At 66.0% G+C, this 26,136-nt stretch carries 23 protein-coding genes and 1 pseudogene; 9 read left to right on the forward strand and 15 right to left on the reverse strand.

All coding sequences use genetic code 11. The annotated features are described in order from the left end of the window. Nucleotides 1-12 precede the first annotated feature (12 nt). The 7 genes from FQU96_RS29535 to FQU96_RS29565 form a co-directional block, all read right to left on the reverse strand. Nucleotides 13-756 (reverse strand): arylmalonate decarboxylase, encoded by a 744-nt coding sequence (locus FQU96_RS29535; protein ID WP_146544972.1) that lies wholly within the window; start codon nucleotides 754-756, stop codon nucleotides 13-15. A gap of 2 nt (nucleotides 757-758) precedes the next feature. Next, nucleotides 759-1,550, reverse strand: coding sequence for a hypothetical protein (locus FQU96_RS29540; RefSeq protein ID WP_146544973.1), 792 nt, complete (start codon nucleotides 1,548-1,550; stop codon nucleotides 759-761). Between the two features lie 41 nt (nucleotides 1,551-1,591). Continuing rightward, complete coding sequence (locus FQU96_RS29545; protein ID WP_146544974.1) at nucleotides 1,592-1,978, reverse strand: cupin domain-containing protein; 387 nt, start codon at nucleotides 1,976-1,978, stop codon at nucleotides 1,592-1,594. A gap of 59 nt (nucleotides 1,979-2,037) precedes the next feature. Then, complete coding sequence (locus FQU96_RS29550; protein ID WP_146544975.1) at nucleotides 2,038-3,210, reverse strand: 2Fe-2S iron-sulfur cluster-binding protein; 1,173 nt, start codon at nucleotides 3,208-3,210, stop codon at nucleotides 2,038-2,040. Further along, on the reverse strand, nucleotides 3,207-4,028 hold the full coding sequence (locus FQU96_RS29555) for a xanthine dehydrogenase family protein subunit M (RefSeq protein ID WP_146544976.1): 822 nt from the start codon (nucleotides 4,026-4,028) through the stop codon (nucleotides 3,207-3,209). Before FQU96_RS29555 ends, FQU96_RS29550 begins: the two co-directional genes overlap by 4 nt. Next, nucleotides 4,025-6,364, reverse strand: coding sequence for a xanthine dehydrogenase family protein molybdopterin-binding subunit (locus FQU96_RS29560; protein ID WP_146544977.1), 2,340 nt, complete (start codon nucleotides 6,362-6,364; stop codon nucleotides 4,025-4,027). The genes FQU96_RS29555 and FQU96_RS29560 overlap by 4 nt, the downstream gene beginning before the upstream one ends. Before the next feature lie 76 nt (nucleotides 6,365-6,440). Then, a complete protein-coding gene (locus FQU96_RS29565; protein ID WP_146544978.1) occupies nucleotides 6,441-7,649 on the reverse strand; it encodes an ABC transporter substrate-binding protein in 1,209 nt (402 codons plus the stop codon). A 208-nt stretch (nucleotides 7,650-7,857) separates the two neighbouring features. Here FQU96_RS29565 and FQU96_RS29570 point away from each other — a divergent pair, with 208 nt between their 5' ends. Then, nucleotides 7,858-8,589: a GntR family transcriptional regulator gene (locus FQU96_RS29570; protein ID WP_178130775.1), complete on the forward strand. Its 732-nt coding sequence runs from the start codon at nucleotides 7,858-7,860 to the stop codon at nucleotides 8,587-8,589. Nucleotides 8,590-8,594: 5 nt separating this feature from the next. After that, nucleotides 8,595-9,263 carry an isochorismatase family protein gene (locus FQU96_RS29575; protein ID WP_370461439.1) on the forward strand — a complete coding sequence of 223 codons (669 nt, stop codon included), beginning with the start codon at nucleotides 8,595-8,597 and terminating at the stop codon, nucleotides 9,261-9,263. Between the two features lie 304 nt (nucleotides 9,264-9,567). On the opposite strand, the gene FQU96_RS29580 is transcribed toward FQU96_RS29575, so the two are convergent. After that, nucleotides 9,568-9,972, reverse strand: coding sequence for a tellurite resistance TerB family protein (locus tag FQU96_RS29580; protein WP_178130776.1), 405 nt, complete (start codon nucleotides 9,970-9,972; stop codon nucleotides 9,568-9,570). Nucleotides 9,973-10,125: 153 nt separating this feature from the next. Here FQU96_RS29580 and FQU96_RS29585 point away from each other — a divergent pair, with 153 nt between their 5' ends. Together FQU96_RS29585 and mscL are read left to right on the forward strand one after the other, a co-directional pair. Further along, complete coding sequence (locus FQU96_RS29585) at nucleotides 10,126-11,064, forward strand: AEC family transporter (protein WP_178130777.1); 939 nt, start codon at nucleotides 10,126-10,128, stop codon at nucleotides 11,062-11,064. Between the two features lie 98 nt (nucleotides 11,065-11,162). After that, entirely contained in the window at nucleotides 11,163-11,576 is a 414-nt protein-coding gene (gene mscL, locus FQU96_RS29590) for a large conductance mechanosensitive channel protein MscL (RefSeq protein ID WP_146544983.1), read from the forward strand. A 32-nt stretch (nucleotides 11,577-11,608) separates the two neighbouring features. Here mscL and FQU96_RS29595 read toward each other — a convergent pair whose 3' ends face one another. Next, nucleotides 11,609-14,437, reverse strand: coding sequence for an ATP-dependent DNA helicase (locus tag FQU96_RS29595; RefSeq protein ID WP_146544984.1), 2,829 nt, complete (start codon nucleotides 14,435-14,437; stop codon nucleotides 11,609-11,611). A gap of 121 nt (nucleotides 14,438-14,558) precedes the next feature. Between FQU96_RS29595 and FQU96_RS29600 the strand changes: the two genes are divergently transcribed. Together FQU96_RS29600 and FQU96_RS29605 are read left to right on the forward strand one after the other, a co-directional pair. Further along, nucleotides 14,559-16,325, forward strand: coding sequence for an LTA synthase family protein (locus tag FQU96_RS29600; RefSeq protein WP_146544985.1), 1,767 nt, complete (start codon nucleotides 14,559-14,561; stop codon nucleotides 16,323-16,325). 106 nt (nucleotides 16,326-16,431) lie between these two features. After that, the gene (locus FQU96_RS29605) at nucleotides 16,432-18,042 is read left to right on the forward strand and encodes a lysine--tRNA ligase (protein WP_146544986.1); all 1,611 of its coding nucleotides are present in this window, start codon (nucleotides 16,432-16,434) and stop codon (nucleotides 18,040-18,042) included. Between the two features lie 72 nt (nucleotides 18,043-18,114). Here FQU96_RS29605 and FQU96_RS43190 read toward each other — a convergent pair. After that, nucleotides 18,115-18,435, reverse strand: a pseudogene (locus tag FQU96_RS43190) (cupin domain-containing protein); the annotation flags it as partial. A 10-nt stretch (nucleotides 18,436-18,445) separates the two neighbouring features. Continuing rightward, the gene (locus tag FQU96_RS29615; RefSeq protein ID WP_146544987.1) at nucleotides 18,446-19,342 is read right to left on the reverse strand and encodes an SDR family oxidoreductase; all 897 of its coding nucleotides are present in this window, start codon (nucleotides 19,340-19,342) and stop codon (nucleotides 18,446-18,448) included. Nucleotides 19,343-19,422: 80 nt separating this feature from the next. Between FQU96_RS29615 and FQU96_RS29620 the strand changes: the two genes are divergently transcribed. The 3 genes from FQU96_RS29620 to FQU96_RS29630 all read left to right on the forward strand — a co-directional run bounded on the left by FQU96_RS29620 (nucleotide 19,423) and on the right by FQU96_RS29630 (nucleotide 21,744). Then, nucleotides 19,423-19,995, forward strand: a complete 573-nt coding sequence (locus tag FQU96_RS29620; RefSeq protein ID WP_255468619.1) for a TetR/AcrR family transcriptional regulator — start codon at nucleotides 19,423-19,425, stop codon at nucleotides 19,993-19,995. Nucleotides 19,996-20,074: 79 nt separating this feature from the next. Continuing rightward, nucleotides 20,075-21,232: a twin-arginine translocation pathway signal protein gene (locus tag FQU96_RS29625; RefSeq protein WP_146544989.1), complete on the forward strand. Its 1,158-nt coding sequence runs from the start codon at nucleotides 20,075-20,077 to the stop codon at nucleotides 21,230-21,232. 2 nt (nucleotides 21,233-21,234) lie between these two features. After that, complete coding sequence (locus FQU96_RS29630) at nucleotides 21,235-21,744, forward strand: MarR family winged helix-turn-helix transcriptional regulator (protein ID WP_146544990.1); 510 nt, start codon at nucleotides 21,235-21,237, stop codon at nucleotides 21,742-21,744. An 11-nt stretch (nucleotides 21,745-21,755) separates the two neighbouring features. Here the strand turns inward: FQU96_RS29630 and FQU96_RS29635 are convergent, their stop codons facing one another. From FQU96_RS29635 to FQU96_RS29650, 4 genes are all read right to left on the reverse strand, one after another. Further along, a complete protein-coding gene (locus FQU96_RS29635; RefSeq protein WP_178130779.1) occupies nucleotides 21,756-23,867 on the reverse strand; it encodes a TonB-dependent siderophore receptor in 2,112 nt (703 codons plus the stop codon). A 264-nt stretch (nucleotides 23,868-24,131) separates the two neighbouring features. Then, nucleotides 24,132-24,989 carry a branched-chain amino acid aminotransferase gene (locus FQU96_RS29640; RefSeq protein ID WP_146544992.1) on the reverse strand — a complete coding sequence of 286 codons (858 nt, stop codon included), beginning with the start codon at nucleotides 24,987-24,989 and terminating at the stop codon, nucleotides 24,132-24,134. A 120-nt stretch (nucleotides 24,990-25,109) separates the two neighbouring features. Further along, entirely contained in the window at nucleotides 25,110-25,502 is a 393-nt protein-coding gene (locus tag FQU96_RS29645; protein ID WP_146544993.1) for a YkvA family protein, read from the reverse strand. Between the two features lie 115 nt (nucleotides 25,503-25,617). Continuing rightward, complete coding sequence (locus FQU96_RS29650) at nucleotides 25,618-26,094, reverse strand: VOC family protein (protein WP_255468620.1); 477 nt, start codon at nucleotides 26,092-26,094, stop codon at nucleotides 25,618-25,620. Nucleotides 26,095-26,136 lie beyond the last annotated feature (42 nt).

Raw genomic sequence — 26,136 nt, forward strand, 5'->3', positions numbered from 1 at the left:
GGGCAAACGAACTCAATACCGTTCCAGCAGTGAGCCCCAGCCGGGAATGCGGTCGGTAATGCCGCCGGACCGCAGCGCCTGCCAGTAGATCGCCGTGTTGATCGCGATCACCGGTTTGCCCAGCCACAGTTCGGCACTGGCCGCCAGGCGCGCCATCGCCAGGTTGGTGCCGACCTGCACGATGGCATCGACCTGGTCGTCGTTCACCGCGAGGATGGCCTCGCGCAGGCGCTGCTCGCCGACATGGGCGATCTTGACCGGGCTCTCGCACTTCAGCCCGACGATGTTCTTCACCGTATAGCCGCACTCGCCGAAGAACCGCACGACGTTGCGGTCGCCGACCGGCTGATAGGGCGTGATCACACCCAGAGTCTTGGCGTTGAACAGGGTCAACACCTCGCGGCAGGCGTCCGAACCCATCGAGACGGGCAGGCCCGTGTGCTTGACCAGCTCGTCCTTCAGCCGCAACGAGGCGGCATAGCCGCCCCAGAACGTCTCGGCGGAAATGCCCAGCACGATATGGTCGGGCTCGCACGACATCACCGAGTCGACGGCCTGGATCTGGGCCGCCTCGATGAGCGCGATCAGCCGGTTGAAGTCGTCGTCATTGTTCAGCGCGATGTTGGGAATGACGATGCGGCTGATGTGGTTGGTGACTCCCGGCGGCCGCATGGAGTCGAACTCGGGTTGCACGCTGGTGTTGGTGGACGGCACCAGCACCGCGAACTTTTTGCGCCATCCCAGCGAGTCGGGCATGGTCAGGACCACAGCACGAGATCGTTGTTGGGCATGCGGCCGACGAACGAGCCGATGGAGATCCGGTTACGGCCCGGGCCGGCGACGCCGGCGGCGATCTCGTGCGGGTTGCGCGTGTTGAAGATCACCACGTCGGCCGTGTTGGGGTTGAAGGTGAAGGTCTTCGCGCCCTCGACGATGGCGTAGTCCAGGCCGTAGCTCTTGGGGATTTCGCCGGGCGCGCAGTCGGGAGTCCACGGCGCATTGTAGACCGTGGTGTCGCCACCTTCGATCAGCTCCTGGGCATAGAAGTTCCAGCCCAGTTGGCCATCGATCCGGGCGATGTCGTAGGTCGGCGAGTTCAGTGGCGCCCAGTCGGCGTGAAGGTCAACGCCTTCAGCAGCGATGCGGGCGATGCCCGCGTAGTAGCGCCCGAGCTCTGCCTCCTCGGCGATCTTCACGGTGCCGCCGGCCACGGCCTGCAATGTCTCCATCAGGCGATTGATGACATCGAACGACCTGTTCTGCAGGTCGTTCAGCTGTTCGTAGGCGACAGCGGCATCCTTGAAGTAGTCGGCTTTCGGCCGGTTCCAGCGATACTCGATCTGCGCCAGGCCGATATAGCCTACCTTCTTGGCGACGCTGTAGAACTTGTAGTCAGTGTCCTCGACAGCCTTGGCGAAGCCCGCGCATTCTGCGGCCGTCGCGAAGTTGCGGATACGAATGGCGGGGATCTCGTTGCGCAGGAGCGCCTCGAGCGACTGCCGCGTCAGCGTCGCCTCGCCTATCTCTTTCCATGTACCGGTGGATGCCATGGATCTGATCTCCATCTGCTGGTCAATCGGTTGGTGATGGTCTACTTCCATGTCTTGCGCGGCGGCGATTTGACTTCCACCTGCAGGCAATCCTCGAGCGCTTCGCTGTAGTGATCCACGCCGACCGGGTGGACCCAGGAACTGCCGGCCTCGGCGATGAATTCCTGGCCGCCGATCACCAGCCGCATGCGCCCCTTGATCAGATAGCCCATCGATTCGTGGTCCAGGTGCTTGTGCACGGGATCGATCAATCCCTTCTTGCGCACGACCTCCAGCATCAGGATGTCGTCACCAACCATCAGCTTGCGCACGACCAGATGGCCTTGTTCGACGACGCCTTCCACTTGCTTGATATCAAGCGGCTCAACGTCGGCGGATCGGATGAAGTAGTAGTCGGTCTTCTGCAGCTGCCGGTCGGCCGGGATCATGATGGTCTCCTCCTGAATTTGAATGGCTAATTGTATGCAATTTTTATTATTGCATGCAATCATCGAACGAAGAGATTTCGAAGGCGCCGCCACAGGACCCCGGCCACCATCGTGACCAGGTTTACATCGGTGGCGGTCCGAGCCGGCACGGCCCGATCGTTGAGGGCGGCGGCGAGGTTGGCGGCGAAGATCTCGGTCATCCGCCGCACGAAGTCCTGGACAAGCGCGCCACGCGAGAACTGGGCGAGGGCGCCGGTCAACTGATAGCGCAGAACCACATGCAGGCGCGTCGTGCCGGCGGCCGCGCCGCCCAGGACGCGGTAGTTGACCTCGCCCATCGCTTGCGAGCCGCCGGTCTCGCGGCCGGCACCGCTGATGCTGCCCGACCGCCCGGCGTCGTCGAGGCTGATGATGCCGTCGCCGTGGAAACGGGTCTTGATGGGGCCGAACCGGATCGTCATGTGGCCGCTGAGCGCCGTGCCCTCGACATGATCAATCGTCGCGCCCGGCAAGCAGGCCGCAACGCGACGCACATCGCGCAATGCATTCCAGACGGCCGCCGGATCGGCGTCGATGTCGACCTGCTGCTCCAGCGCGGTCCAGGCAGCGGCATTCGCGGATCGCGGCGGTGAGGGGGCGGGTGCTGGCGTTGCGGGCCTGGCGGCGGTCGTCCCCGGGGCAGATGCGGGCGCAACCAGCACGGCCGCCGGGGCCGCCATCACCGGGGCGGTGCTGGCCGCGCTGGCCTCGGGTACCGGATCGCGCTGCGGCAGCTTGCCCTTGGCGACTCCCCGGACCGCCGCGACAATCCCGACATAGCCGGTGCAACGGCATAGGTTGCCGCTCAGTTCCTCGCGGACGATCCTGTCGTCGACGTCGCCCAGCCGCCGCACGACGTCCCGGGCAGTGATCAGCATGCCGGGGGTGCAGAAGCCGCACTGCAGTCCGTGGTGCGACGAGAACGAACAGCGCAGTTCACCCATCAGGGCATCGTCGTCGAAACCCTCGATCGTCCTGACGTCGGTGCCGTCGCAGGCGATCGCGTAGGTGATGCACGAGCGGCTGGGGCTGCCGTCGATCATGACCGTACAGGCACCGCAGACGCCCTGTTCGCAGCCGAGATGCGTGCCCGTCAGCCCCAGAGTCTCGCGCAGGAAGTCGGCGAGGTGCTGGCGGGGCTCGACAACGGCGGACACGGTCTGGCCGTTGACGGCAAGCGTGATGGCCTTCATCGGCGGTCCAGTTCGCAAAGCGCGCGCCGGAGCGCGGTTAGATGCAGTTGCAGGAAGACGGCGTCGTGGCCCGGCATCAGGCGCCGGAGTTCCGGCCCGACTTTTTCCAGGGCGGCAGCCGTACCCGCGCTCTGCAGGGCGGCGGCGGTGTCCGTCATGACGACAGGCGTCGCCTCCACGGCGCCGCAGACGATGCGCGCGTAGTGACGATCAGGATCCACGACGATGGCGGCGATGGCCTTGGCGAACTCGCCGGTCTTGCGGCAGATCTTGTGATAGGACCAGCGGCCGTGGCGCGACAGTTTCGGGATGTCGATGGCGGCCAGGATTTCGTTCTCGCCGAGGTCGGTCGCGAAGCCGGCCAGCACGAAGCGGTCGACGGCGATCGTGCGCTCGCCGCCGGGCCGCTTGATGACAAGCGAGGCGCCCAGGGCGATCAGGGTGGAGATCCAGTCCGCCGCCGGGTCGGCGTGCGCCACGCTGCCGCCCATCGTGCCGCGGTTGCGCACGGCGCGGTAGGCAATGCGGTGGGCGACATGGGGCAACAGCCCATTGGTGACATCGGGCAGGCCGCCATCCTCGATCTCGGCATGCGTGCGCAACGATCCGATCCGCAGTGTCTCGCGCGAGCAGGCCACCTGGCGCAGTTCCGCGATGTGGCGCAGATCGACCAGCAGCGTGGGCCGCACGAGGCGCAGGTTCAGCATCGGTCCCAGGGAGCAGCCGCCAGCCATGAGCTTGGCGTCGCTGTCGGCGAGCTGGGCCAGCGCATCGTCGATGTCGCTGGCGCGGTGGTACTGGAAGGCGACGGGCTTCATAGGGCGCTCGTGCCGGCGGCATGCAATGCCCGGAGGATGCGCTCCGGTGTTGCCGGCAGTTCGTTGATTTCAACGCCCAACGGCGCCAGGGCGTCATTGATGCCGTTGACGATGGCGGCGGCCGGCGCGATGGCGCCGCCTTCGCCGGCGCCCTTGATGCCGTATTCGGTGAAGGGCGACAGCGTCTCGAAGTGCTCCAGCCGGATGGACGGCAGTTCGGTCGGGCCGGGCAGCAGATAGTCGATCAAGGTCGATGCCAGCGGTTGGCCCTGGGCATCGAACGGGCTTTCCTCGAACAGCGCCGTGCCGATGCCTTGTGCCGCGCCACCGAAGGTCTGGCCCTCGACGATCATGGGATTCACCCGCCGGCCGCAGTCCTCGACGATCACGTAGTCGAGGATCTCGACGCCGCCGGTGTCGGTATCGACGGCGACCAGGGCGGCGTGCGTCGCATAGGAGAACGCGCCGGTGTCGACGCTGGGCTTGTAGGCCTCGGTGGCTTCGAGGCCGCGGCGGTCGACGTCGTCCGGCAATTGGTCGGGCCTGAGGTACCAGATGCCGCAGATGTCGGCGAAACTCACGCTGGCCTGGCCGGCAACCAGGCGGCCGTCCTGCAGTGCGACGTCATCGGGCGTGCACTGCAGGAGATGGGCCGCGAGACGCTTGGCCTGGTCCGCGACCTGGCGGGCTGCCCGCGCGACGGCGCCGCCGGCCATGACGATGCCGCGCGATCCGATGGCACCGGTGGAGTACGGCGTCGTGGCCGTGTCGCCCAGGGTGACGGTGATGCGCTCGATGGGAATCGAGAGCACGTCGCTCGCGACCTGGGCCAGCGTGGTCTCCAGCCCTTGGCCGATGGTGTGGATGCCGGAACGGACCTCGACACCGCCGTCCGGCGTCAGCTTCACGCTGGCCTGGTCGAAGCCCGGGATGACGGTAAGCCCCCACGACGTGAACGCCTTGCCGCCATGTGCCGACTGCTCGGTGTAGACGGCGAAGCCGACGCCGATGCGGCGGCCGTCAGCCTCGCCCCGTTGCTGGCGCGCGCGGATGGCCGGCAGGTCGATCATCGCCCTGGCACGCTCGAGCGATCGCGGATAGTCGCCGCTGTCGAAATGCTTGCCCGCCACGTTGGTGTGCGGCATGGCGCTGGCGGGAACCAGGTTCTCTGCCCGTACATCGGCCGGTTCGCGGCCGGCGGCCCGGGCAACGGCATCCAGCGTCAGCTCCATCGCGAAGCAGGCGCCGGGACGCGACACGCCGCGATAGGGCACCAGGAACGGCTTGTTGGTGGCGACGGTGAACGAACGGCAGCGATAGGACGGCAGGTCGTAGGGGCCGGGCAGGTTGCCGACGATCTGGGCGCCCTCCAGGCAGGCCGTGTAAGGCCATACCGAGTAGGCGCCGGCATCGACCATGGCTTCCGCGTCGAGCCCCAGCAGGCGGCCCCGTGCGTCGGCATAGGCGGTGACCCTGTACTGGTGCTGGCGCGTGTTGGCGCCCGCCGTCAAGTGCTCGCGACGATCTTCAAGCCAGCGGAACGGCTGTTTATGGGTCAGCGCCAACCACGACAGCAGCAGTTCTTCGGGCTGCAGGATGCTCTTGTAGCCAAAGCCGCCGCCGACATCCGGCGCGATGACCCGAATGCGTTCCTGGTCGAGGTCGAGGCATTGCGCCAGGCCGGTCCGGATGACATGCGGGATCTGCGTCGAGGTGATCACCACCAGTTGCGACGCCTGGTGATCCCAATACGCGATCAGGCCCTTGCCCTCCATGGGGTGAATGCAGTGGCGGGCGGTGCGATATTCGCGGACCACCTTGATCGGGGCGTCACGCAGGGCATCGTCGATGCCGCTGTCGAAGTTCGCCAGCAGATAGATGTTGTCGTCCCACGCGTCATGTACCCGGGGCGCATCCGGTGCGCGCGCGGCATCGGCACTGACGACGGGGGTGAGCGGCTCCAGGTCGACGGCAATGCGCTCGCACAGGTCTTCGGCGGTGGCGCGCGTGCGGGCCACGGCCATGGCCAGCGCCTCGCCCACGAAGCGCACCTTGCCGCAGGCAAGCGGCGGATGGGACGATACCTTGTAGCCCGGCAGACTCGACGCCGTGACGATGGGGCGGAGGCCGCTCAGGTCGGCGGCGGTGTAGATCTGTTTTTCGGCGTCGGCGGGCTTCACGATCGACCGGATGCGCGCGTGCGCCTGCGGGCTGCGGAGAAAGGCGACGTCCTGCAGGCCCTGGATGTGAAAGTCACCGATGAAGCGCCCGCGCCCGCGCGTCAGCCGTTCGTCTTCCTTGCGACGCACGCGCGCGCCGATCCCGGTGCCAGGCATAGAGCGGTTTCCTCGGTCGCGGCGGCGCTGCAGGGCCCGTGCGGCACCCAGGCGCCGCACGGGCCGTCGATGAGGTCTATTGCGTCAGCGGGCAGCCGCCGGTCTTCATGGACTGGAATGCATTCGCGGCCGGGATTTTCGCGACGAGGTCGAGATAGTCCCACGGCTTTTTCGATTCGGCGGCACCCTTCACGCGCACCAGGTAGCGGTCATAGACGACCCGGCCGTCCTCGCGAACGTGGCCATCGCGCGTGTAGATGTCCGATACCGGCGTCTCCCGCATCGCCTTCAGCACGGCATCGGGATCCTTGCTGCCGACCTTGCGCACGGCCTTCAGGTAGTGGGTCACCGACGAGTAGACGCCGGCATGGCTGTCGCTGGGCATGCGCTTCATGACGTCGGCGAAACGCTGCGACCAGCGGCGCGTTTCGTCCGACTGGTCCCAGTACCAGGATTGGGTGAAGAACAGGCCCTGCGTCGCGGGCAGGCCCAACGCGTGGATGTCGTTGATGTAGGCGGTCGGCGTGGCGAGCTTCTGTTTCTGGGTGATGCCGAATTCGCCCGATTGCTTGATGGCGTTGGTCAGGTCGCTGCCGGCCAGTGCCAGCACGATGACCTGCGCTTTCGACGACTGCGCGGTGATCAGGAAGGAACTGTAGTCGGCCGTCGCCAGCGGCACCCGGACCGAGCCGACGACCTTGCCGCCGCCGGATGTGATCGCGGCCGAGGCGACGCTTTCGAGCGAATGGCCGAAGGCGTAGTCGGCGGTGATGAAGAAGTACGAAGTGTTGCCTTCCTTCAGCAGCTGCTGGATCAGCGGTCCGCTGTTGGACCAGCTGTCGGCCGTCCACATCAGGCCGTAGGGCGAGCAGGCCTTGCCCGTGAGGTCCGATGACGTCGACGTCGAGTGGATCACGATCTTGCGCCGGTTGCGCGCCAGGTCCTGGACACCCAATGCGATCGTCGAATTGGCGACCTCGAAGATCGCATCGACGCCCTTGCTGTCGTACCACTCGCGCGCGACAGAGAGGCCGATGTCCGGCTTGTTCTGGTGATTGGCCACCAGCACCTCGACGGGCTTGCCCAGGATCGTGCCGCCGAGATCCTCGATCGCCATTTTCGCGGCGACGACCGAGCCGCGGCCCGACGCTTCCGAATAGATGCCGTTCTGATCGTTCATGACGCCGATCACGACGGTATCGTCGGCGGCCGTCGCCGGGGTCGACAGCGACGCTGACAGCGCCAGCCCTAAAACAGATATCAATCCGGCGGCCGTCTTTTTCATCGTTATCCCCTCCTGAGGTCGATTGTGTGAAGCCCGCGGACGGCTGCACCGAAGCAGCAGTTCCGTGGCCATTGTGGCGGGCTGCTCGCTAGCTACCCCGCGAGTGCATTTTGATTGTATGCAAAATATAAAAATGTATGCAACAAAAAATATTGTATGCACTACTGCCGTCGATATAATCGCGCACCCGTTCACGTGTTCCGGTCCGATGGAAAAGACAGAAACAAGATCCGGTGCGACCACATCGCGGCTGCGGCAGATGCTGCTGGAGGGCGCCTTTCCGCCCGACAGCCGGCTGACGGAAACCGTGCTGGCGGAGCAGCTGGGCGTGTCACGCACGCCGGTGCGCGACGCCTTGAGCACATTGGCGCTCGAAGGCCTGTTGGGTTACGAGCCCAATCGCGGTTACGAGGTTCTGAGCTGCACGCTCGATGACGTGCTGGGGGCCTACGAGGTGCGCAAGACCCTCGAGGCGCTGGCCTGTCGCATCGTGGCCAAGGCCGGCCTGGATGTGCAGGCGCGCGCCCGCATGATGGACGCCAACGAGCAGATCGAGCGGCTCCTGGAGTCGGGGACATGGCGCGCCGACCGGGCGCGGCGCTGGCGCGAGCTCAACGCCAGCTTCCACAACGCCATCATCGATGCCGCGGCCAACAAATCGCTGACCCAGGCGATCCGTAACACGCAGCGCCTGCCGATCATGGTGGCCGGCGGCGGGGCGCGCTGGTTCACGCACGAGGAGCTGGTCCTGCTGTTCGACGACAAGGCCGTGCGCCGATCGCACGGTGATCACTGCAAGATCTTCAGTGCGCTCAGGACGGGCGATGGCGAGAAGGCGTCCGAGATCATGATGGCCCATATCGACCACGCCGCCGGCGTCTTGCGCGCCAATTGGGACAAACCGGGCCTGATGCGTGCCACGCAGGCGGAAAAGAAATGACGGCCGTGGATGCCATCGGTGCGAACTATGCCGGCGTCTTCGATCATCGTCTCGGATTCGGTCGTCGTCCGGCCCTGCTGCTGATCGATTTCATCGCCGCCTACACGCAACCGGATTCGCCGCTGTACGCACCGACGGCCGCCGATGCGATCGCCCACAGCGCCGGGCTCTACACGGTTGCGAAGGCGCATCGCGTGCCAGTGATCTTCACGCGCGTGCTCTACGGCGCCGGCGCGCTCGATGGCGGCCTGTTCGTCCAGAAGGTGCCGGTGCTGAAGCGGCTCGTGCCGGGTGAGCCGTTGGCCGCATTCGCGGCGTCGCTGACGCCGGATGCACAGGACGTCGTCGTGACCAAGCAGTATGCCAGCGCCTTCTTCGGGACCTCCCTGGCGAGTCTGCTGACGGCGCAAGGCGTCGACACGCTCATTGTCTGCGGGGTGTCGACCAGCGGCTGCGTCAGGGCCACCGCCGTCGACGGCATGCAGCACGGCTTCCGGGTGATCGTGCCCCGCGAATGCGTCGCCGATCGCCATCCCGAGCCGCATCAGGCGAACCTGTTCGACATCAACGCGAAGTACGGCGATGTGATCGCGGCGTCGGATGCGAAGGCATTTATCGAGAGCCGCCAGGTCTTGGAGCGACCGGAGGGCAGCCTGATGGCGTGCCCGGAGTAGCGGCGGTTTGTGCCGCCCAAGCGCTTGGAGCCATAATACTGCCGAAGCGCTACTGACCACATGCGACCTAAATAAACCACCTGCCGGGCCCTGAGGGTCCCCGGTACCGGCCGGTGCAGGTCGCAATTGCACCGGCCGGCGGGAGGATGCGTCCGTAATAACTAAACGAACGACATGTGCGTAATCCAAATGCCGGACTGTGTCAATGTTGTGACACGTTGTGACAATCCTGTACGGATCAAATCGCAGCGATAGTGTTTTTTCAGGATCAAAGCGACAATATGCGGCTCGTCGCCGGTAGGCGCTACGGCTTAGCGTAGCGGGCCCGGGCGGCTGTTTCCAGCGCCGCGCAGGTGAGCGAATCGAGGTCGAACAGCTCGGCCAGCAGGTCCAAAACGCCGATCTCCGTGTCGCGGACCTGGCCTTCCGAGGCGATCAGATCGCACGCCAGCGCGTAGGCGGTTTCGCCGAAACGACGGGATACTGTCTTGCGGATGAAGGCCGCGACTTTGTCCACGCCGCCGTCGGCGATCAGGGTGCTGGCACAGGCTTCCGTCACCTTGGGCAGGCGATCGATCTTGAAGCCGCGGAACACGGGCAGATGCTCGACCAGATCGCGCAGGGTGTCGATCTCCGTCTTCGAGAAGTCGCGGTCGGCCGCCGACGCCAACACCATCGTCCAGATCAAGCCATCCTGCAGCGCCGACATGCTCACTCCCTTCGGATCGCATCGCCCTGCACCTGTGCCCGGCGTGGCCGTGCGGGTCAAGCGAGCTCGACAACTCGACGCTTGGCGGCGCGGCCTCTAATGTGCCCACGCAGGATCTCGGGCTTCCCTGCCCGCAGAGGAAGCGGGCCCTTCGTGCAAGTCCTCCTGACTGTCGCCTTTCCCATCTTCGCCCTGATCGGGACCGGCTGGGTCGCTGGCCGCCTGCGCCTGCTGGGCGAGCACGGCACGACGGCGCTCAACGCCTTTGTCGGCTGGTTCGCGCTGCCGGCGATGCTGTTTGCGGCCTTGGCCAAGGTCAGCATCGCCGACGTGCTCAACGGTCCCTTCGTCGTCGTCTTCGGCGGCAGCATGCTGCTGACCTATGTTGCGGGGATGGTGGCGGCGCGCGTCGTGGCGCGGGCACGGTTGGCGCACATGAGTCTGTTCGGGCTGTCGGCCTCGTTCGGCAATGTCGGCTACATGGGTATTCCCCTCTGCGTCACGGCCTTTGGGTCGGAAGGGGCGTTGCCCGGCACGCTGGCGACCATTCTCGGCGCCGCCGGCATTCTCACCTTCGGGCTCATCCTGGTGGAGATCGATATCCAGGGCGGCCGGGGGACGCCGGCAGTGCGTGGCCGTGTGATGAAAGCCGTGGTGCGCAGCCCGATCGTCCAGGCCGTGACGCTCGGTGTTCTTGTCAGTGCCTTGCGCATTGCTGTGCCCGAGCCCGTGCTGCGCTTTCTCGAACTGCTGGGCTCCGCAGCAGCGCCGTGCGCATTGTTCGCCATCGGCCTTTTCCTGTCGGACAAGGGGCTGGGCACGTCCCGGCTGGAGGTTGCGCTCGCAAGCGTCGGCAAGGTGTTGCTGCAGCCGTTGATCGCGGTCGCCTTGCTGCCGTGGTTTCTTGACCTCGACACGATGTGGGGGAAAGCCGCCGTGCTGTGCGCCGCGCTGCCGACGGCCGCCAATGCCTTCGTCATCGCCAAGGAATACGAGACCTTCGTCGAAGGTGCGTCGGGCACGATCCTGGTGTCGACCGTGACGTCGGTGGCGACGGTGTCGGCACTGCTCGTGCTGTTGCGAGTCGGATGACGCGATCGGGCGTGGCACAAAGCGTTTGATGCCGACTCGCGGTGAGCCTCATACTCCCCCGGCGGTCGTGCGCCGCGAGCTTCGCAAAGGAGTGGGAGATGTTTAAAGAATTCAAAGAATTTGCAATGAAAGGCAACGTCCTCGACTTGGCGATTGGTGTGATCATCGGTGCGGCGTTCGGCAAGATCATCGAGTCGTTCGTCGGCGACATCATCATGCCGATCATCGGCATGTTCGGGACGGTCGATTTCTCGAACCTCTATGCGGTGCTCAAGGGCAGCGTGCCGACCGGAGCGTCCCTGGTCGACGCCAAGAAGGCTGGTGTCGTGCTCGGCTACGGCAACTTCATCACCATTGCCATCAACTTCCTGATCATCGCCTTCGCGCTGTTCATGGTGGTCAAGGGCGTCAATCGCGTGAAGCGCCAGGAAGAAGCCGCGCCCGCCGCGCCGCCGGCGCCGACGCGCGACCAGGAACTGCTGGGTGAGATCCGCGATCTGCTGAAGAAGTAGATTTCGACCTCTCCCGCCAGCGGGAGAGGTTCTCACGCGGGGCGGCCTGCCGACTCCAGGAATGCGCGGGTTTCGCGTATGGCGTCGGCCAGGCCGAGGCGTTGGATCGATACGCCCGGCGGAAACGCCGTCATCAGCCGTGACGGCAGCCGGTTATCCAACATCACGAACACACCATGGTCGTCGGCACGCCGCACCAGGCGGCCGAACGCCTGCTTGAGCCGGAAGCGTGTCAGCATGTCGTCGTAGGCGTTGGGCGCATGGCCTTCGGCGCGATAGGCAATCTTGCGGGCGCGGTGGAGGATGTCCGGCCGCGGCCACGGCACGCGGTCGAACACGATCAGCCGCAGCGAACGACCAGGCACGTCGACACCGTCGCGCACCGCATCGGTGCCCAGCAGGCATGATCGTTCCTCGGCGCGGAAGATGTCGACCAGGGTCGCGGCGTCCATGCCGCCGACATGCTGGGCGTGCAGCGTGATGCCGTTGGTCTCCAATGGTCCCACGATGCGGTCGTGCACGGCACGCAGCCGTCCGATGGCCGTGAACAGGCCAAGCCCGCCGCCATCGGCAGCCAGGAACAGCTCGCGATAAGCCGATGCGACCTGGTCGAGCGACTCGCGACCGACGTCACGCACGACCATCACCCGGGTTTGCGCGGCATAGTCGAACGGCGAGGCGACGGCAGCGCGAATCGCGGGCGCCAACAGGTGGCGCGCCCCGGTGCGCGCTTCGGCCACCTTCCAGTCCGCGGCTTCCTCGGTGGCGACGCCGATCGGCGGCGAGGGCGGCGGGTCGTTGGCGCCGCTCCAGTCGCGCAAGGTCGCCGACGTCACGACGACGCCATGTGCCGGCTTCACGACCGCCTCGGTGAACGGCTCCATCGGATCGAGGTAGTGGCGATACATGCCGACATCGATTTCGCGGCCGTCGATTCGCTCGAGAGCGAACCAGTCGACAAAAGCCTCGCGAGGCGTCTCGGAGTCGAGTTCGCGCAGCATCGCGATCCAGGCGCGCACCTGCAGCTCGCAGCGATTGAGCAGGGAGCGGGACACGCCCTCGATGCGGTTGCGGGCCGCCGTATCGAGCTCCGCCGCCTCGTCGTCCAGCCGGGCACGCAGGGCCTGGCGCAGGGCCGTTGCCGGCCGCAGGATGCGCTCCAGCGTCTCGGCGAAGGCCTGTGCCGCGTCGGTCACGCCCGGTCCGGGCGGGCGCACATCGCATTCGACGCCATAGGCGCTCTCGTCGGCCGTGGTCCGGGCCAGCACCTGCTGCCGGACGAGGGCCAGGAACTCCTCGGCGGCACCCAACACCGTTCCATCGCCCAGCCGCGTCTGCCAGTTGGCTGCCGGCAATTCTCGCGCCGCCATCAGCAATGCGCGTAGCGAGCCCAGGATCGCCGAGTCGTTCTCGGCCAACTCGCCGACCCGGCGCTCCAGGCCGCGGGCCCGACTGCCGCGCCGGCCCTCGGCGCCCAGCAGCCAGCGGCGCAGGTCGGAGGTCTCGATCCCGGTCAGGTGTGCCGCGAACGCGCCGTCGGCGGCATCGAACAGGTGATGGCCTTCATCGAACACGTAGCGACTGGGTCGCGCGTTGTCGTCCAGCCCACCCATCGCCGCCTGCATCATCACCAGCGCGTGGTTGGCGACCACGATGTCGGCATGCCGGGCGCGGCGGATCGTTCGTTCGACGAAGCAGCGGCGGTAGTGCTCGCAGCCGGCGTAGATGCATTCGCCACGGTGGTCGGCCAGGCGCATCAACCGGCTGCGGCCGATCAGGGCACCCAGCCAGGCCGGCAGGTCGCCGCCCATCATGTCGCCATCGCGCGTCGCCGCGATCCAACGCGCGAGCAGGCCCAGCCCGACGGCATTGGCGGGATTGCCGATGGCCCGCATCGCCGCCTCTTCGAAGTTCAGCAGGCAGAGATAGTTCTCGCGCCCCTTGCGGACCACGACCTTGGTGCGCTTGGCGATGCGGTCGGGGTGCAGGCGGTCGAGTTCACTGTCGATCTGGCGCTGCAGGTTGCGGGTGAACGTCGCAATCCACACCGGTGCGCCGTTCTTCTCGGCCCACAGCGAGGCCGGCGCGACATAGCCCAGGGTCTTGCCGACGCCGGTGCCGGCTTCGGCCAGCACGACATGCGGCTCGCCCTCGCGGTCGCGCGGCCGGAACGCCAGTGATACGGCCGAGGCGTAGTCGCTTTGTGTCGGTCGCGGCTCCGCCGGCAGGCCGCCACGCGCCAGCAACTGGGCCAGGCGCAGGCGGGCTTCCGGCGGTTCCACCGGATGCGATGCCGGTGGCGTGGCCGGCGGATCGTCCTCCCACACCGGCAGCCGCTTCCAGGCATCCAGACCGGCCAATCCGCGCGGCCGCGGCGTATCGGGAGCAATCCCCAGCGCATCCAGGACCTGCGGGCCCCATGTCCAGCCGCCATGATGCATGGCCAGCGCCAGTGCCTGGGTCTCCGGCGGCTCGCGATGGGCGCGATCGGCGACGTCGTCGAGCAACGTGCCGGCAACGGCGATCAGGGTGCGGGCCTCCGCCTCGGTGTTGGCCGGGATGGGCAGGTCCAGTGCCTCCGCCAGGCCACGCACTGTGGGCAGGCAGAAGGTTGCCGGCCGCACGAAGGCGAACAGCTCCAGCACATCGCGCGCCGGAAAGACGTCCAGACCCAGTCGCCGCGCCGTTGCCGGCAGATGGCAGACGATCGGCATCTCCAGGGTCGCCCGTGACCGTGCGGCCTCGAGCGTCAGGACATCGACGGCGCCATCCCAGCCGGCCCAAACGGCCGACCGCGCGGTCACGACCAGTGCCGCGGACGGGCTTCGGGCGCCGCCGATGGGCGGCAGGCTCTGGCTCATGGGGCGGACATAGCACAGTCAAAACCTTCCCTTCGCAGAGAAGGCGAGGAAGCCTTTTATTTGACAGATTTGTTTCATATATCATTACAGTTCCAAGAAGGAATAGTGACAAGGTTCGCACGTGGTCACCGGCCGCGCCGATGCTGATTTCCACAGCGCCTCACGCATCCAGACATTCCTGAGCGTGCTGCTGCTGGGCGCGCAGATCCTGTGCGTCGGGTGGATGGTCCACCTCGTTCTGCGGGACGAAAGCGGACGTGCCCAGCAGGCCTACGTGTTCCTGATCTTCGGGCTGCTGGCGCTCTTCGCGTACGGCTTCACGCGCCGACCGGCATTCAGCCTGGGGCTGGTGGCGCTGCTCATCATCGCCATCCATGGGCTGTCGAGCGCGAAATACGAGTATCTGCGCGCGCCCATGCTGATCGAGGACGTCTCGTTGCTGCTGCGGCCCGAGATCAGCGAGTTGCTGCTGCACGGCTATCCGCAACTGTCGTGGATCTTCCTCGGCGGGATGGTGGCGTTCATTGCGTACTGGACCGCGGCGATCAAGCTCGAAGCGCCATGGCACGCGCGGCGGCGACGCTGGGCGTCGGTGGCTGCAGTTGTCGCGTCGCTGGCGGGGTTGGGGATCGTCGTTCCCGGTCCGGGGCCGCTGGGGGTGGTGACGGCCGAGGATGCCGATCCGTCGACGGCCAACAGTGACTGGGATCTGGTCAGCCGCTTCTTCGCGTCATCCATGCATACCGGCCTCAAGCGGCCGGTCTTCGCAGCGCCGCTGGTGCCGTGGCTGGCGACGGGGACGGCGGCATCGCCGGTCGTTACCACCGGCCGACCCGATATCGTCGTGGTGCTGGAGGAGTCGACCTTCAATCCCCAGACCGTGCTGCCGTTCTGTTCGCCGCTCCTGTGCGAGCGGCCGATGCTGACCGGATCGGCCAACAGTGCCGCCGTCGGGCCGCTGCGCGTGCATGTGGTGGGCGGCCTCACATGGTTGTCGGAATTCGCCTTCCTGAGCGGCATGCCGCATTCGATGTTCGGCCAGGCCGGACAGTTCGCGCCGGCCAAGGTCCTGCCGCGCGTGAAGTACACCCTGCCGCGCTGGCTCAAGACGCTGGGGTACCGGACGGTCGTGGTGTATCCCGTCAACAAGCATGCCTATGGCGGCGCCGTTGCCTATCCGATGTATGGTTTCGACCAGGTCCTGCCGCATCCCCTGATCATCAGCGGCAAGCGCGAAGGCTACTGGGACCTTTCGGATCGCGAACTGCTGGACTACGTGCGCCAGGTGATTGCCGAGGAAGACGCCAAACCCGATCGCGAGCCATTGTTCATTTTCGTGCTGACGCTGCAGCAGCATGGCCCGCACGGATCGGCATTGAATGGCCAGCCGCCGCGTGATGACCGGCCGACATTCCCGGCGGTCGAGCCCGAGCTCAACGTCAAGCTCAACGACTACCTGACCCGGCTCCAGTGGTCCAATGACGCCCTGCGCGACTTCGATACCGCGCTCAGCCGGCGCGGCCAGCCCTATGTGCTGGCGCATTTCGGTGACCATCAACCGTCGTTCGAAGGCCTGCTGCGCGGCCAGGCCAAGCGTCCCCAGCGTCGGCAGGTGCCGGCGGATTTCGTGACCTATTTCAACATCCAGGCCGGCGGCGGCCTGCCGCGGTCGGGCTATCGGCTGGCGTTGGCGTATCCCGTGCTCGACATTGCGCTGCTGGGCGGCCTGATCATCGATGTGGCCGGCCTGCCCAAGAATCCCTACTTCGCTGCCAACATCCGGTTGCGCGAACGCTGCGAGGGCCTGTTCATCGAGTGCGCCGACAAGGAGACATTGTCGGCGTACCAGCAATATATCTTCGACGAATTGGGTGCCGTGTCGTTCTGAGCCTGTGGCGGTGAGAAGCGTTGACGCTATGAACCACCGCCCGTAGGTTGGCCTGTTCCGCGCCGGGAGCGCGGTATTTGCAGGACTTCCGAGAGCAACGGTCATCATGAGCACGGAGCGACAACTGGCGGAGCAGGCACGCGCCTGGCCTTTCGAGGAGGCGCGGAAGATCATCGCGCGGCTCGGCGGGGCTGACGTGTCGAAAACGCCGGCCAAGGGCTACGTGCTGTTCGAGACCGGCTACGGCCCCTCGGGCCTGCCGCATATCGGCACGTTCGGCGAGGTCGTGCGCACCACCATGGTGCGCCAGGCCTTCCGCCGCCTGTCCGATATCCCGACGCGGCTGTTCTGCTTCTCCGACGACATGGACGGGCTGCGCAAGGTGCCCGACAACGTGCCGAACAAGGAGATGCTGGCCGCCAACTTGGGCAAGCCGCTGACCGCGGTGCCCGATCCGTTCAGCAACGAGTATCCCAGCTTCGGCGCCGCCAACAACGCGCGCCTGCGCGCGTTCCTCGATTCGTTCGGCTTCGACTACGAGTTCCAGTCAGGCACCGACTGGTACAAGTCGGGCCGCTTCGATCCCATGCTGCGCGCCATGCTGCACCACTACGACCAGATCCAGGCCTTGATGCTGCCCACCCTGGGCGAGGAGCGGCAGCAGACCTACAGCATCTTCCTGCCGATCTGCCGCAAGACCGGCCGCGTCCTGCAGGTGCCGGTGGTGAAGACCGACGCCGATGCCGGCACCATCGTCTACCGCGACGAGGATGGCAGCCTGGTCGAGACGCCGGTGACCGGCGGCAACGTCAAGCTGCAGTGGAAGGCCGACTGGGCCGGTCGCTGGTATGCGCTCGGTGTCGACTACGAGATGTACGGCAAGGACCTGATCCCGTCGGCCGAACTCAGCGCCAGAATCGTGAAGATCCTGGGCGGGCGGCCGCCGGAAGGGTTCAACTATGAGCTCTTCCTCGACCAGGAAGGCAAGAAGATCTCCAAGTCCAAGGGCAATGGGCTCTCGGTCGAGGAGTGGCTGCGCTACGCTCCGCCGGAGAGCCTGTCGCTGTACATGCACCAGCAGCCGCGTCGCGCCAAGCGGCTCTACTTTGACGTCATCCCGCGCGCCGTCGACGAGTATCTATCGCTGGTCGAGAAGCTGCCGAACGAGGATCCGGCCAAGGCGTTGGAGAATCCGGCCTGGCATATCCATGACGGCAAGGCGCCCGAGCATCATGCCGGCGGCGTCAGTTTCGCCATGCTGCTGAACCTCGCTGGCGTAGCGCACACCGACGACAAGAATGTGCTGTGGCAGTACCTGCGCCGCTATGTGCCGGGCGCCACGCAGCAGAACGCGCCTTACCTCGACCGGCTGCTGACCAACGCGGTGGCCTACTACGTGGACTTCGTGAAGGCGCACAAGAAGTTCCGGCTGCCGACACCGACCGAGCGCGCGGCGCTCACCGATCTCGCCGATACGCTGCGCCGCATCTCCGACAATGCCACGGCCGAGTTCATCCAGAACGAGGTCTACGAAGCGGGCAAGCGGCACTTCGCGCAAGCCGAGCTGCGCCAGTGGTTCAAGACCCTCTATGAGGTTCTGCTGGGCAGCGAGCAGGGACCCCGCATGGGCGCCTTCATCAAGCTCTACGGCCGCGACAACGTCGTGCATCTGATCGACCGCGCGCTTGCCGGCGAGGATCTCGGCAAAGCGGCGTAAACCGCCTATTCGTGCCGCTTTTGGCCCATCGGGGTGGTCGCTCCACGCGACGTTGCCGCTGCGCGGGGTGACGAACAGGATCTGGACCTCCGGTGTGTGCGGCTTGCCGCTGTGCGCCACGCCGCGCGGGATCAGCAGCACGTCGCCCGGGCCGACGTGGTGTGTCTGGTCCGCATGTTCGCTTGATCGCAGCGTCATTGTCAGTCGTCCGGCAATGATGATCAGCAGTTCGTCGCCATCGTCGTGCCGCTCCCAGAAGCCGTCGGTTCCCTCGGGTGGGATACGGATGACGCCGAGCATCGCCTGACCTTGAACGGCGTAGTCGGCGAGGACGTTGGGGCGCCGGGCATCGGTGATGGCGGCGATTTGCGCTGAAATCGAAAAGCTGGTCATGGATGCATCCTCATGTGCGAGTAGCGCCGGGATCGGCCTCCAGGCGCGCGGCCAGCAGGTCGCCGAAGGCGGCGTCGGGCAGCGTGCGCCATGCCGTGATCAGCGCCTGTGCGGCTTCGCCGATTACGATGCGCAACGGTGGACGATCACTCTCCAGCGAATCCGCGACGGCGTGGGCCAGCAGGTCGGGGTCGGTACCGCCACCCTGTTCTGCCGTCGCCTGCTGGAGCATCGCCAGCATCCGGCGGCGCCGAGTTGCTAAGAGCGGGCTGTCGCTGTCGGGATGGTGAAAACCGATCCCGGTGCGCATGCCATCGGGTTCCACCAGGGTCACGTGGATCCGCGTGCCGCGCAGTTCGTGCGCCAACGCCTCGGAGATGCCTTCCAGCGCATGCTTGCTGGCCGCATAGGCGCCCAGGAACGGGGCGCCCACGATGCCGGCGAGCGAGCTGATGTTGACGATGCGCCCGGCTCCCTGATCGCGCATCACCGGCAACACGGCTTTCATCATCCGCATGACACCGAAGAAGTTCGTCTCCATCTGGTCCCGGGTGTCCGCGACGCTGGTTTCCTCGACCGCGCCCACGAAGGCATAGCCGGCGTTGTTGATCAGGACGTCGATGCGTCCTTCAGCACCCCGGACGTCGTCGACGCACGCCTGGACGGAAGCGTCGGATCGCACATCGAGCTGGAGCATCGGCCAGGCGACGTCATGCGATCCGCGCGGCTGACGGCTGGTGCCGTAGACGCGCAGTCCGCGCTGCCGGAAATGACGCGCCATGGCCTGCCCCAGACCGGAGGAGGCGCCAGTTACAAGAACAACTCCGTTCGGTGACGTTGTCATCAGCATCTCCGTTGCCGCATCTCTTTCAATATGCGAATGTTTCGTCACATTTCCTATTCGCATTCGGGAACACGGGCTTGGCCATCAGATCCGTTGCGACAAACCCACGTAAATCGCCACGTCAGGCTCGTTCACGCGCCACCGTGGATGCGCTGGTCACGGCGGCGGCTCAGGTTTTGGTGAAGCGGGGATACGATGGGACAACCACGGCGCGCGTCGCCGAGCGGGCCGGCGTCAGCGTCGGGTCGCTCTACCAGTACTTCCCCAACAAGGAGGCACTGGTCGCCGCGCTGATCGAGCGGCACGCCAACGAAATCGTCGTCGTCAACCGACGGGCCCTGGAAAGCCCCGAAGCCGCGACCTTGGAAGGCGGCCTGCGCGCCGCGATCAGAGCCGGAGTCGATTCCCACCGCATTGATCCGGTATTGCACAAGATCCTGGTCGAGCAGGTGCCGCGCATAGGTCGAATGGCCAAGGCGATGGATACCAGCCGGCAGATCACCCAGGCGCTCGAAGGCCACTTGCGCCGCCATGCCCGGATGCTGCGCCGGGGCCTGGACCCGGCGGTCGCGGCGGTCGTCGTCGAGACGGCGTTGGAAGCACTGACGCACAAGGCGGTCACCGAGCGCCGGGACCTTCTGGCCGGCGGCATCGTCGAGCGGGAAGCTTATGCGCTGATCGCGAACTACCTGCTACCACCGGGCCGCCACCGATAACATTCCAAGGAATATTTTGGGCTTGCCATTATTCATTCCGAGGAATATATACACATTCCATGGAATGGAGGAGGCGAGAATGATGGCCAGGCGCAATTTCATCCGCGTTTTGGGTGGTGGTGCAATCGTGGCGGCAGGTGCGGCGCTAGCGGTGCCGCGACTGGACGCCATGCCGGCCTCGGCGATCGAGGGATGGAGCGGGCCCAAGACCGAGGAACGCGATCCGCGGCGGCGCGCGATCGCCTGGGCGATGCTGGCGCCCAACCCGCACAACATGCAGTCGTGGCTGGTGGACCTGAAGCGGCCTGACGAAATCGTCCTTCATGTCGATCGCGATCGCCTGCTGCCGGAAACCGACCCGTTTGGTCGCCAGATCGTGGTCGGGCAGGGCGCCTTTCTCGAACTGCTGAGCCTGGCGCTGGCGGCCGAGGGCTATCGGGCCGATATCGTCTTGTTTCCCGACGGCGAATTCGCGATGGATCGTATTGACGGGCGGCCCGTTGCGCGCGTCAGGCTGGCGAAGGACGCGGCGCTCAAGGTCGATCCGCTGTTCGCCCAGATCCCGCGCCGGCGTTCGACCAAGACGCCGTATGAGGGACGGCCGCTGACGGAGGCGCACCGGCAGGCGCTGATCGTGGTGCACAACGCGGCGAGCGCGCTGCCACTGGGTTTCGCGGTCAGCGACGGACGTGCCGGCGATTTGCGTGACATCGCGACGAAGGCCAGCGATATCGAGATGAACACGCCGCGCACCCACAAGGAGAGCATCGACCGGTTGCGTATCGGTGCCGCCGAGATCGCGGCCCATCGCGATGGCCTGGTGTTGCGCGGTCCCGGCGTGTGGTTCGGACGCCAATTCGGGCTCGTCACGCACGAAAAGGCCATGACGCCGGGCACGACAGCGTGGCAGGGCGGACGCGACTACATCCTGGCGCCCTACGCCAATGCGACGTCCTTCGGCTGGATCGCGGCACCCAGCCACGGGCGATCGGCCCAGGTGCTTGCCGGCCGTGCCTATGCCCGCCTGAATCTGAAAGCGACCGAATTGGGCGTGGCCATGCAGCCGCACAGCCAGGCGCTGCAGGAGTATCCCGAAATGGCCGACCTCTACCGCGCCATCCACAAGGCAACGATCACGCCCGAAAGCCTGACGGTGCAGATGTTCTTCCGCCTCGGCTATGCTGCCACCCCGGGACCGGCGCCACGCCGGTCGCCCGACAGTATCGTGATGGGTTGAGCATGGCGGCAGCAACACGCCGTATGTCGGGCACGGCCACCGGCACCGAAGCCACCGGGACGGTGCCGGCCAGTCCAACGCCGCTGCCGTTCCGCATCATCAACTGGATCGGCATCATCGACCAGCTGGTCGGCACGCAGGCCAACCGGCTGCTCCGGCCACTCGATATGCCGCTGCCGCAGTTCATCATGCTGAACCATTTCAGTCACCGGCTGACGGAAGGCAAGACGGTGATGAGCATTGCGCGCGCCATGCAGCAGCCGCAGCCGGGGATCACCAAGACGGTTCAGAAGATGCTGGCCAAGCGCTGGCTACGCGAGCAGGCGAACCCCGAGGACGGACGTTCCAAGGTGCTGTTCCTGACGCCGGCCGGGCTCGCGCGCCACAACGAGGCCGTCGCGATCTTTGCGCGGGAACTGGCGCCGGCTTTTGGCGGCTGGTCGCCGGCGGAACTGGAACAGCTCTTTGCCCAGCTCGACCGACTGAAGATCTGGCTCGATGACAATCGCTGATGCCGCGTGCATCAGAACCGATGGCTGAGGGTTGCGTAGACTGTCCGCCGGTTACCTTCGAGCACGGTCCCCTGATAGAAGCTCGACGTAAAATAGCGCTTGTCGAACAGGTTCGCGGCGCTCACCGACAGCTTGAGGCCCTCCAGTGAGTGAATGAGGTTGCCGACCTCGTAGCTGATCGAGGCGTCGAACAGCGCATAGCCTGGGATCTTGTCGACGTTGGTGGCGTTGGTGGTGCGGCCGACATAGCGCACGCCGGCCCCCAGGCGCAGGCCTCTGAAGTCGCCGCTCTGGAAAGCATAGTCCAGCCACAGCGAGGCGCTGTGCCGCGGCACCTTCTCCAGGCGCTTGCCCTTGAGCACCGTGTCCTTGGTGACCTTGGCGTCGAGATAGGCGTAGGACCCGATCACGCTCAACCCTTCGGTCAGAGTCGTTTTGCCCTCGAGCTCGAAGCCGCGCGAGCGCGTTTCACCGGTCTGGTTGAAGAAGCCGGGATTGTTGGGATCCGCGGTCGCCACGTTGGTCTGCGTGATGTTGAAGACCGAGGCGGTCACGTAGCCGTTGATGCCGGGCGGCTGGTATTTCACGCCGGCTTCGAACTGCCGCGCCTTGCTGGGCTCGAACGGCTTGCCGTCGGAACGGTTGAAGGGCAGCGGGTTGAAGGACGTCGAGTAGCTCGCGTAGGGCACGATACCGGCCTCGAACACGTAGCCCACGCCGACGCGGTAGGAGAACGCCTTGTCCTCGCGATGCACGGCGCTGTTGGTGATGCCGTTCTTCGTGCGGCTGGTGACCCAGTCCTGGCGGGCACCCAGGGTGACGATCAGGCCGCCGACCTTGATCTGGTCCTGAACATAGACGCCGAGCTGCTGGATGTTCTGGGTGGCGCGCACGTTGGGTGCTGCCGGCAGGATGATCGGTGCGCCGTAGACCGGGTTGTAGACATCGAGATCGGCCGTGGCGCCGATCCACCGCCGGTCGCGGCGCACATAGGTCGCGAAGTCGATGCCGCCAATGATCGTGTGCTGCAACGGTCCTGTCGTGATCTTGCCTTCGATGTGGTTGTCGGTGAGGACTCCTTCCGAATCCTGTCGCCGCGCATAAGGTGTTCGCTTGTAGAAGCGATTGTTGGTGAGAGCGCCACCGTTGCTGGCGCCCATGGCCTGGTACTCGGTGTCCGTCGTGCTGTAGCGCGTGATCGAATGCAGGCGCCACGATTCGCTGAAGGCATGGTCCAGAATGTAGCCGACCGACGTGCTCTTGATCGCTTCCTTGTTGAAGTCGGGTTCGCCCAGGAACAGATCGCGGGACAGGCGGCCGTTGGGATTCGGCCGCAATGTGCCCGAAATCGGCAGGCTCTGCTCGGAACCGCCGCGGCGCAGCCAGAGGTGGTTGGCCAGCACCGTGAACGACGTGTCGGCGTTCGGCTTCCAGGTGAACGCCGGCGCGATGTAGAGGCGGCGATCCGGCGTGTGGGCGACCTGAGAGTCGGCATCGCGGGCAAGGCCGGTCAGGCGGTAGGCGAACTGGTCGTTGACGGGACCGCTGAGATCGAAGGCGCCTTGCACGCGGTTGAAGCTACCGCCCTGGACCTGCACTTCGTTCAGGCGCTCGAACAGCGGCCGCTTGGTCAGCAGGTTCACGACGCCGCCCGGCGTGCCCTGGCCGTAGAGAGCGGAGACCGAGCCCTTGATGATGTCGATGCGCTCCAGCCCGTAGGTCTCGATGTTGGAGTCGTAGTTGTTGAAACCGCCGCGCACGCCGTCCTGGTAGATGCCGAGGAAATTGATGGCGCGATAGCCGCGGATATAGATGTCGGCGGCGCCCTGGCCGCCGGGATAGTCGACGGCACGGATGCCCGGCGTGTAGCCGACCGCGGCGTTGAAATCCTGCACGCCGCGCCGGTCGAGCTCCTCGCGGGTCACGACGCTGATGGCCGCAGGCACCTCGCGCAGCGGCGTGTTCGACTTGGTCCCGGCCGTCGAGTGGGTCGCCACGATCCCCGAGGTGCCGAAGGTCGGCGCCTGGACCTGAATCGGATCCAGTGTGACCACCGGGTCGGCCGTCTGCGCCGAGGACGTCGCGACGTGAGCGAGAAGCACAGCCGGCGTCACGCCGCTCATCAATGCCGCACGCCGCACCGCTCGCGAAACACCCGCGCCATGCCGACTCAACATCACTACGCCCCCCAACGCCTGCGCTGCCGTTGGCCACGGCTGCGTCATGGTTGAGTCCCTAGAGGGCGCCTATCGCTCGTTCAACCATATTTTTAGAATGGATTTAATAAGCATTACCGATTGAAGGAATCAGGGGCCAAATAAAAAGGGGCTAGGCGAATCGCCTGGCCCCTCTGCGGTGCGCTTGCTACGGCGCGGACAATGCAGTCTTCAGCAGACCCGGTGCGCGTGGGCGTACTCGCGATAGAGCGCGGCCGCCTTGCGGTACACGGGGCCCGGCTGCAGGTCGCGGCTTTCATAGCGGATCACGGTTTGCACCTTGCCGGCGTTGCCGGTGGTGAAGATCTCGTCGGCGGTATCGAACTCACCCGGCTTCACCGTGCGCTCCTCGACCGCGACGCCGGCATCGCGCAGCAGCTTGATGGTGCGGTTGCGCGTGATGCCGGCGAGGAACGAGCCGTTGGCGGCGGGCGTGATGGCGACGCCGTCCTTCACCAGGAAGATGTTGGAGCTGCAGGTCTCGGCCACGTTGCCCAGGGCGTCGAGCACGACGCCGTTCTGGAAACCGCGCGCCAGCATCTCGGCCACGCCGCGCGAGGAGTTGGGATAGAGGCACGACGCCTTGGCGTCGGTCGGCGCGCTCTCCGGCGTCGGGCGCCGGATGGAGCGGCACAGGCCGATCGCCTGACCGGGGCCGTTGGGCAACGGCGAAACATAGACGCACAGGCAGAACTGCGTGCTGTCCGGGTCGACCGAGATCGGGCCCGCGCCGCCCTTGGTGGCCCAGAACATCGGCCGCACGTAGAGCTCGGCCTTGTCGCCGAATTTGCGGATGGCCTCTTTCGAGAGGTCCAGGATTTCCTCGGCCGTCTTGGTCGGGTTGAGACCCAACGTCCGCGCCGACCTGACGGCGCGCGCCGAATGCTGGTCGAGGTCGGGGCCGCAGCCCTCATAGGCGCGGCCGCCGTCGAAGATGATCGAGCCCAGCCAGAAGCCGTGGTCGCGCGGGCCCATCAGCGCCGGGCTGCCCTCGTGCCACTTGCCCTCCCAGAACGTCAACGTGTCCATTCTTGTCCCTCCGCCCGCCCGTGCGGGCCGTACCGAAGGACGAAAACTAGCAACTTTGCTGACCTATTCGAGTCAGAAATTGTCCGGGTACACGTACCTCTGTTGGCCCCATCCTGCCGCTCAGCGGATCCACGCAGTCCACGCCCACCAGACCAGGGCGGCTGCGAGCGCGATCCACAGCAGCACGATCACGATGGCAGCGGTACGCGATACCGGAAGACCCTCGTCGAGGCGCTGGGTGGCTTCGACACGGGCATCGGCCAGCACGACCGGCGGGGTTAGTTTCAGTGCCAGCCATAGCCCCAGCGGTACCAGAACGAGATCATCGAGGAGGCCCAGCACCGGCACGGCATCAGGGATCAGGTCGATCGGGCTGAAGGCATAGGCTGTCGCCAGCAGCGCCATGAGCTGGGCGCCCCAGGGCATGCGCGGATCCTGCGCCGCCAACCAGATGGCCAGCGCTTCCTCTTCGAGGCGTCCGGCCCAGCCCCGCCAGTGCGTGATCTTGATCATCGGTCCCTCCGTCGCCGGCGACACAAGGGGTCGCGTGGGTTCACGTCGGAAAAATCGGGACCTGCTGAGTGTGCGCCTGCGCGGCCCGGACGTCCAGCGATGCGCAGCGCCGGAGTCAGGGCGCGTGGACGTACTCGAGCTTCAATCCATCAGGGTCGGCGAAAAAGACGGCGTAGTAGCCCGGACTGTACTGCGGGTACTCGGCCGGTGGATCGAGGATGGTGGCGCCGATCGCCACCAGGCGCTCGTGGAGTTGATCGACATCGGCACGGCTGGCGGCCTGCCAGGCGACGTGATGCAGGCCGGGCGCGTAGCGACTGTGCGGACGGGATCGGCCAGCTTCATCCGCCCTCACGATGCCGATCGAGCAGAATCCGGCGTGCGGTGTCTGGAGGTTCCAGTCGAAGCCGCGATCGTCTTCCTTGACGCGCCGGTAGCCCATGAAGCCCAGCACCGCGTCATAGAAGGCACGCGATACCCAGGGGTCTTTCACCGTGAGATCGAGATGATGAATGGTGCCGCGCATGCCGAACGGCTCCCTGTCGCCGCGACGGTCCGGTTGAGCCGCCAGCGGCTGGTTCGTGCGGGACAAGCATGGACTCGTTCGCGTGTCTTGTCTTGCCCGGACGCGCGA

The sequence above is a fragment of the Reyranella sp. CPCC 100927 genome (genome assembly GCF_007859315.1).
GTDB lineage: Bacteria > Pseudomonadota > Alphaproteobacteria > Reyranellales > Reyranellaceae > Vineibacter.

Bases quoted from the DNA above. Each gene is read 5' to 3' on its own strand.
- FQU96_RS29625 (WP_146544989.1), top strand. From the start codon at position 20,075: ATGATGGCCAGGCGCAATTTCATCCGCGTTTTGGGTGGTGGTGCAATC.
- FQU96_RS29580 (WP_178130776.1), bottom strand. From the start codon at position 9,972: ATGTCGGCGCTGCAGGATGGCTTGATCTGGACGATGGTGTTGGCGTCG.
- FQU96_RS29630 (WP_146544990.1), top strand. From the start codon at position 21,235: ATGGCGGCAGCAACACGCCGTATGTCGGGCACGGCCACCGGCACCGAA.
- FQU96_RS29635 (WP_178130779.1), bottom strand. From the start codon at position 23,867: ATGAGCGGCGTGACGCCGGCTGTGCTTCTCGCTCACGTCGCGACGTCC.
- FQU96_RS29645 (WP_146544993.1), bottom strand. From the start codon at position 25,502: ATGATCAAGATCACGCACTGGCGGGGCTGGGCCGGACGCCTCGAAGAG.
- mscL (WP_146544983.1), top strand. From the start codon at position 11,163: ATGTTTAAAGAATTCAAAGAATTTGCAATGAAAGGCAACGTCCTCGAC.
- FQU96_RS29595 (WP_146544984.1), bottom strand. From the start codon at position 14,437: ATGAGCCAGAGCCTGCCGCCCATCGGCGGCGCCCGAAGCCCGTCCGCG.
- FQU96_RS29615 (WP_146544987.1), bottom strand. From the start codon at position 19,342: ATGCGAATAGGAAATGTGACGAAACATTCGCATATTGAAAGAGATGCG.
- FQU96_RS29535 (WP_146544972.1), bottom strand. From the start codon at position 756: ATGCCCGACTCGCTGGGATGGCGCAAAAAGTTCGCGGTGCTGGTGCCG.
- FQU96_RS29640 (WP_146544992.1), bottom strand. From the start codon at position 24,989: ATGGACACGTTGACGTTCTGGGAGGGCAAGTGGCACGAGGGCAGCCCG.
- FQU96_RS29550 (WP_146544975.1), bottom strand. From the start codon at position 3,210: ATGAAGGCCATCACGCTTGCCGTCAACGGCCAGACCGTGTCCGCCGTT.
- FQU96_RS29605 (WP_146544986.1), top strand. From the start codon at position 16,432: ATGAGCACGGAGCGACAACTGGCGGAGCAGGCACGCGCCTGGCCTTTC.
- FQU96_RS29540 (WP_146544973.1), bottom strand. From the start codon at position 1,550: ATGGCATCCACCGGTACATGGAAAGAGATAGGCGAGGCGACGCTGACG.
- FQU96_RS29560 (WP_146544977.1), bottom strand. From the start codon at position 6,364: ATGCCTGGCACCGGGATCGGCGCGCGCGTGCGTCGCAAGGAAGACGAA.
- FQU96_RS29545 (WP_146544974.1), bottom strand. From the start codon at position 1,978: ATGATCCCGGCCGACCGGCAGCTGCAGAAGACCGACTACTACTTCATC.
- FQU96_RS29565 (WP_146544978.1), bottom strand. From the start codon at position 7,649: ATGAAAAAGACGGCCGCCGGATTGATATCTGTTTTAGGGCTGGCGCTG.
- FQU96_RS29555 (WP_146544976.1), bottom strand. From the start codon at position 4,028: ATGAAGCCCGTCGCCTTCCAGTACCACCGCGCCAGCGACATCGACGAT.
- FQU96_RS29570 (WP_178130775.1), top strand. From the start codon at position 7,858: ATGGAAAAGACAGAAACAAGATCCGGTGCGACCACATCGCGGCTGCGG.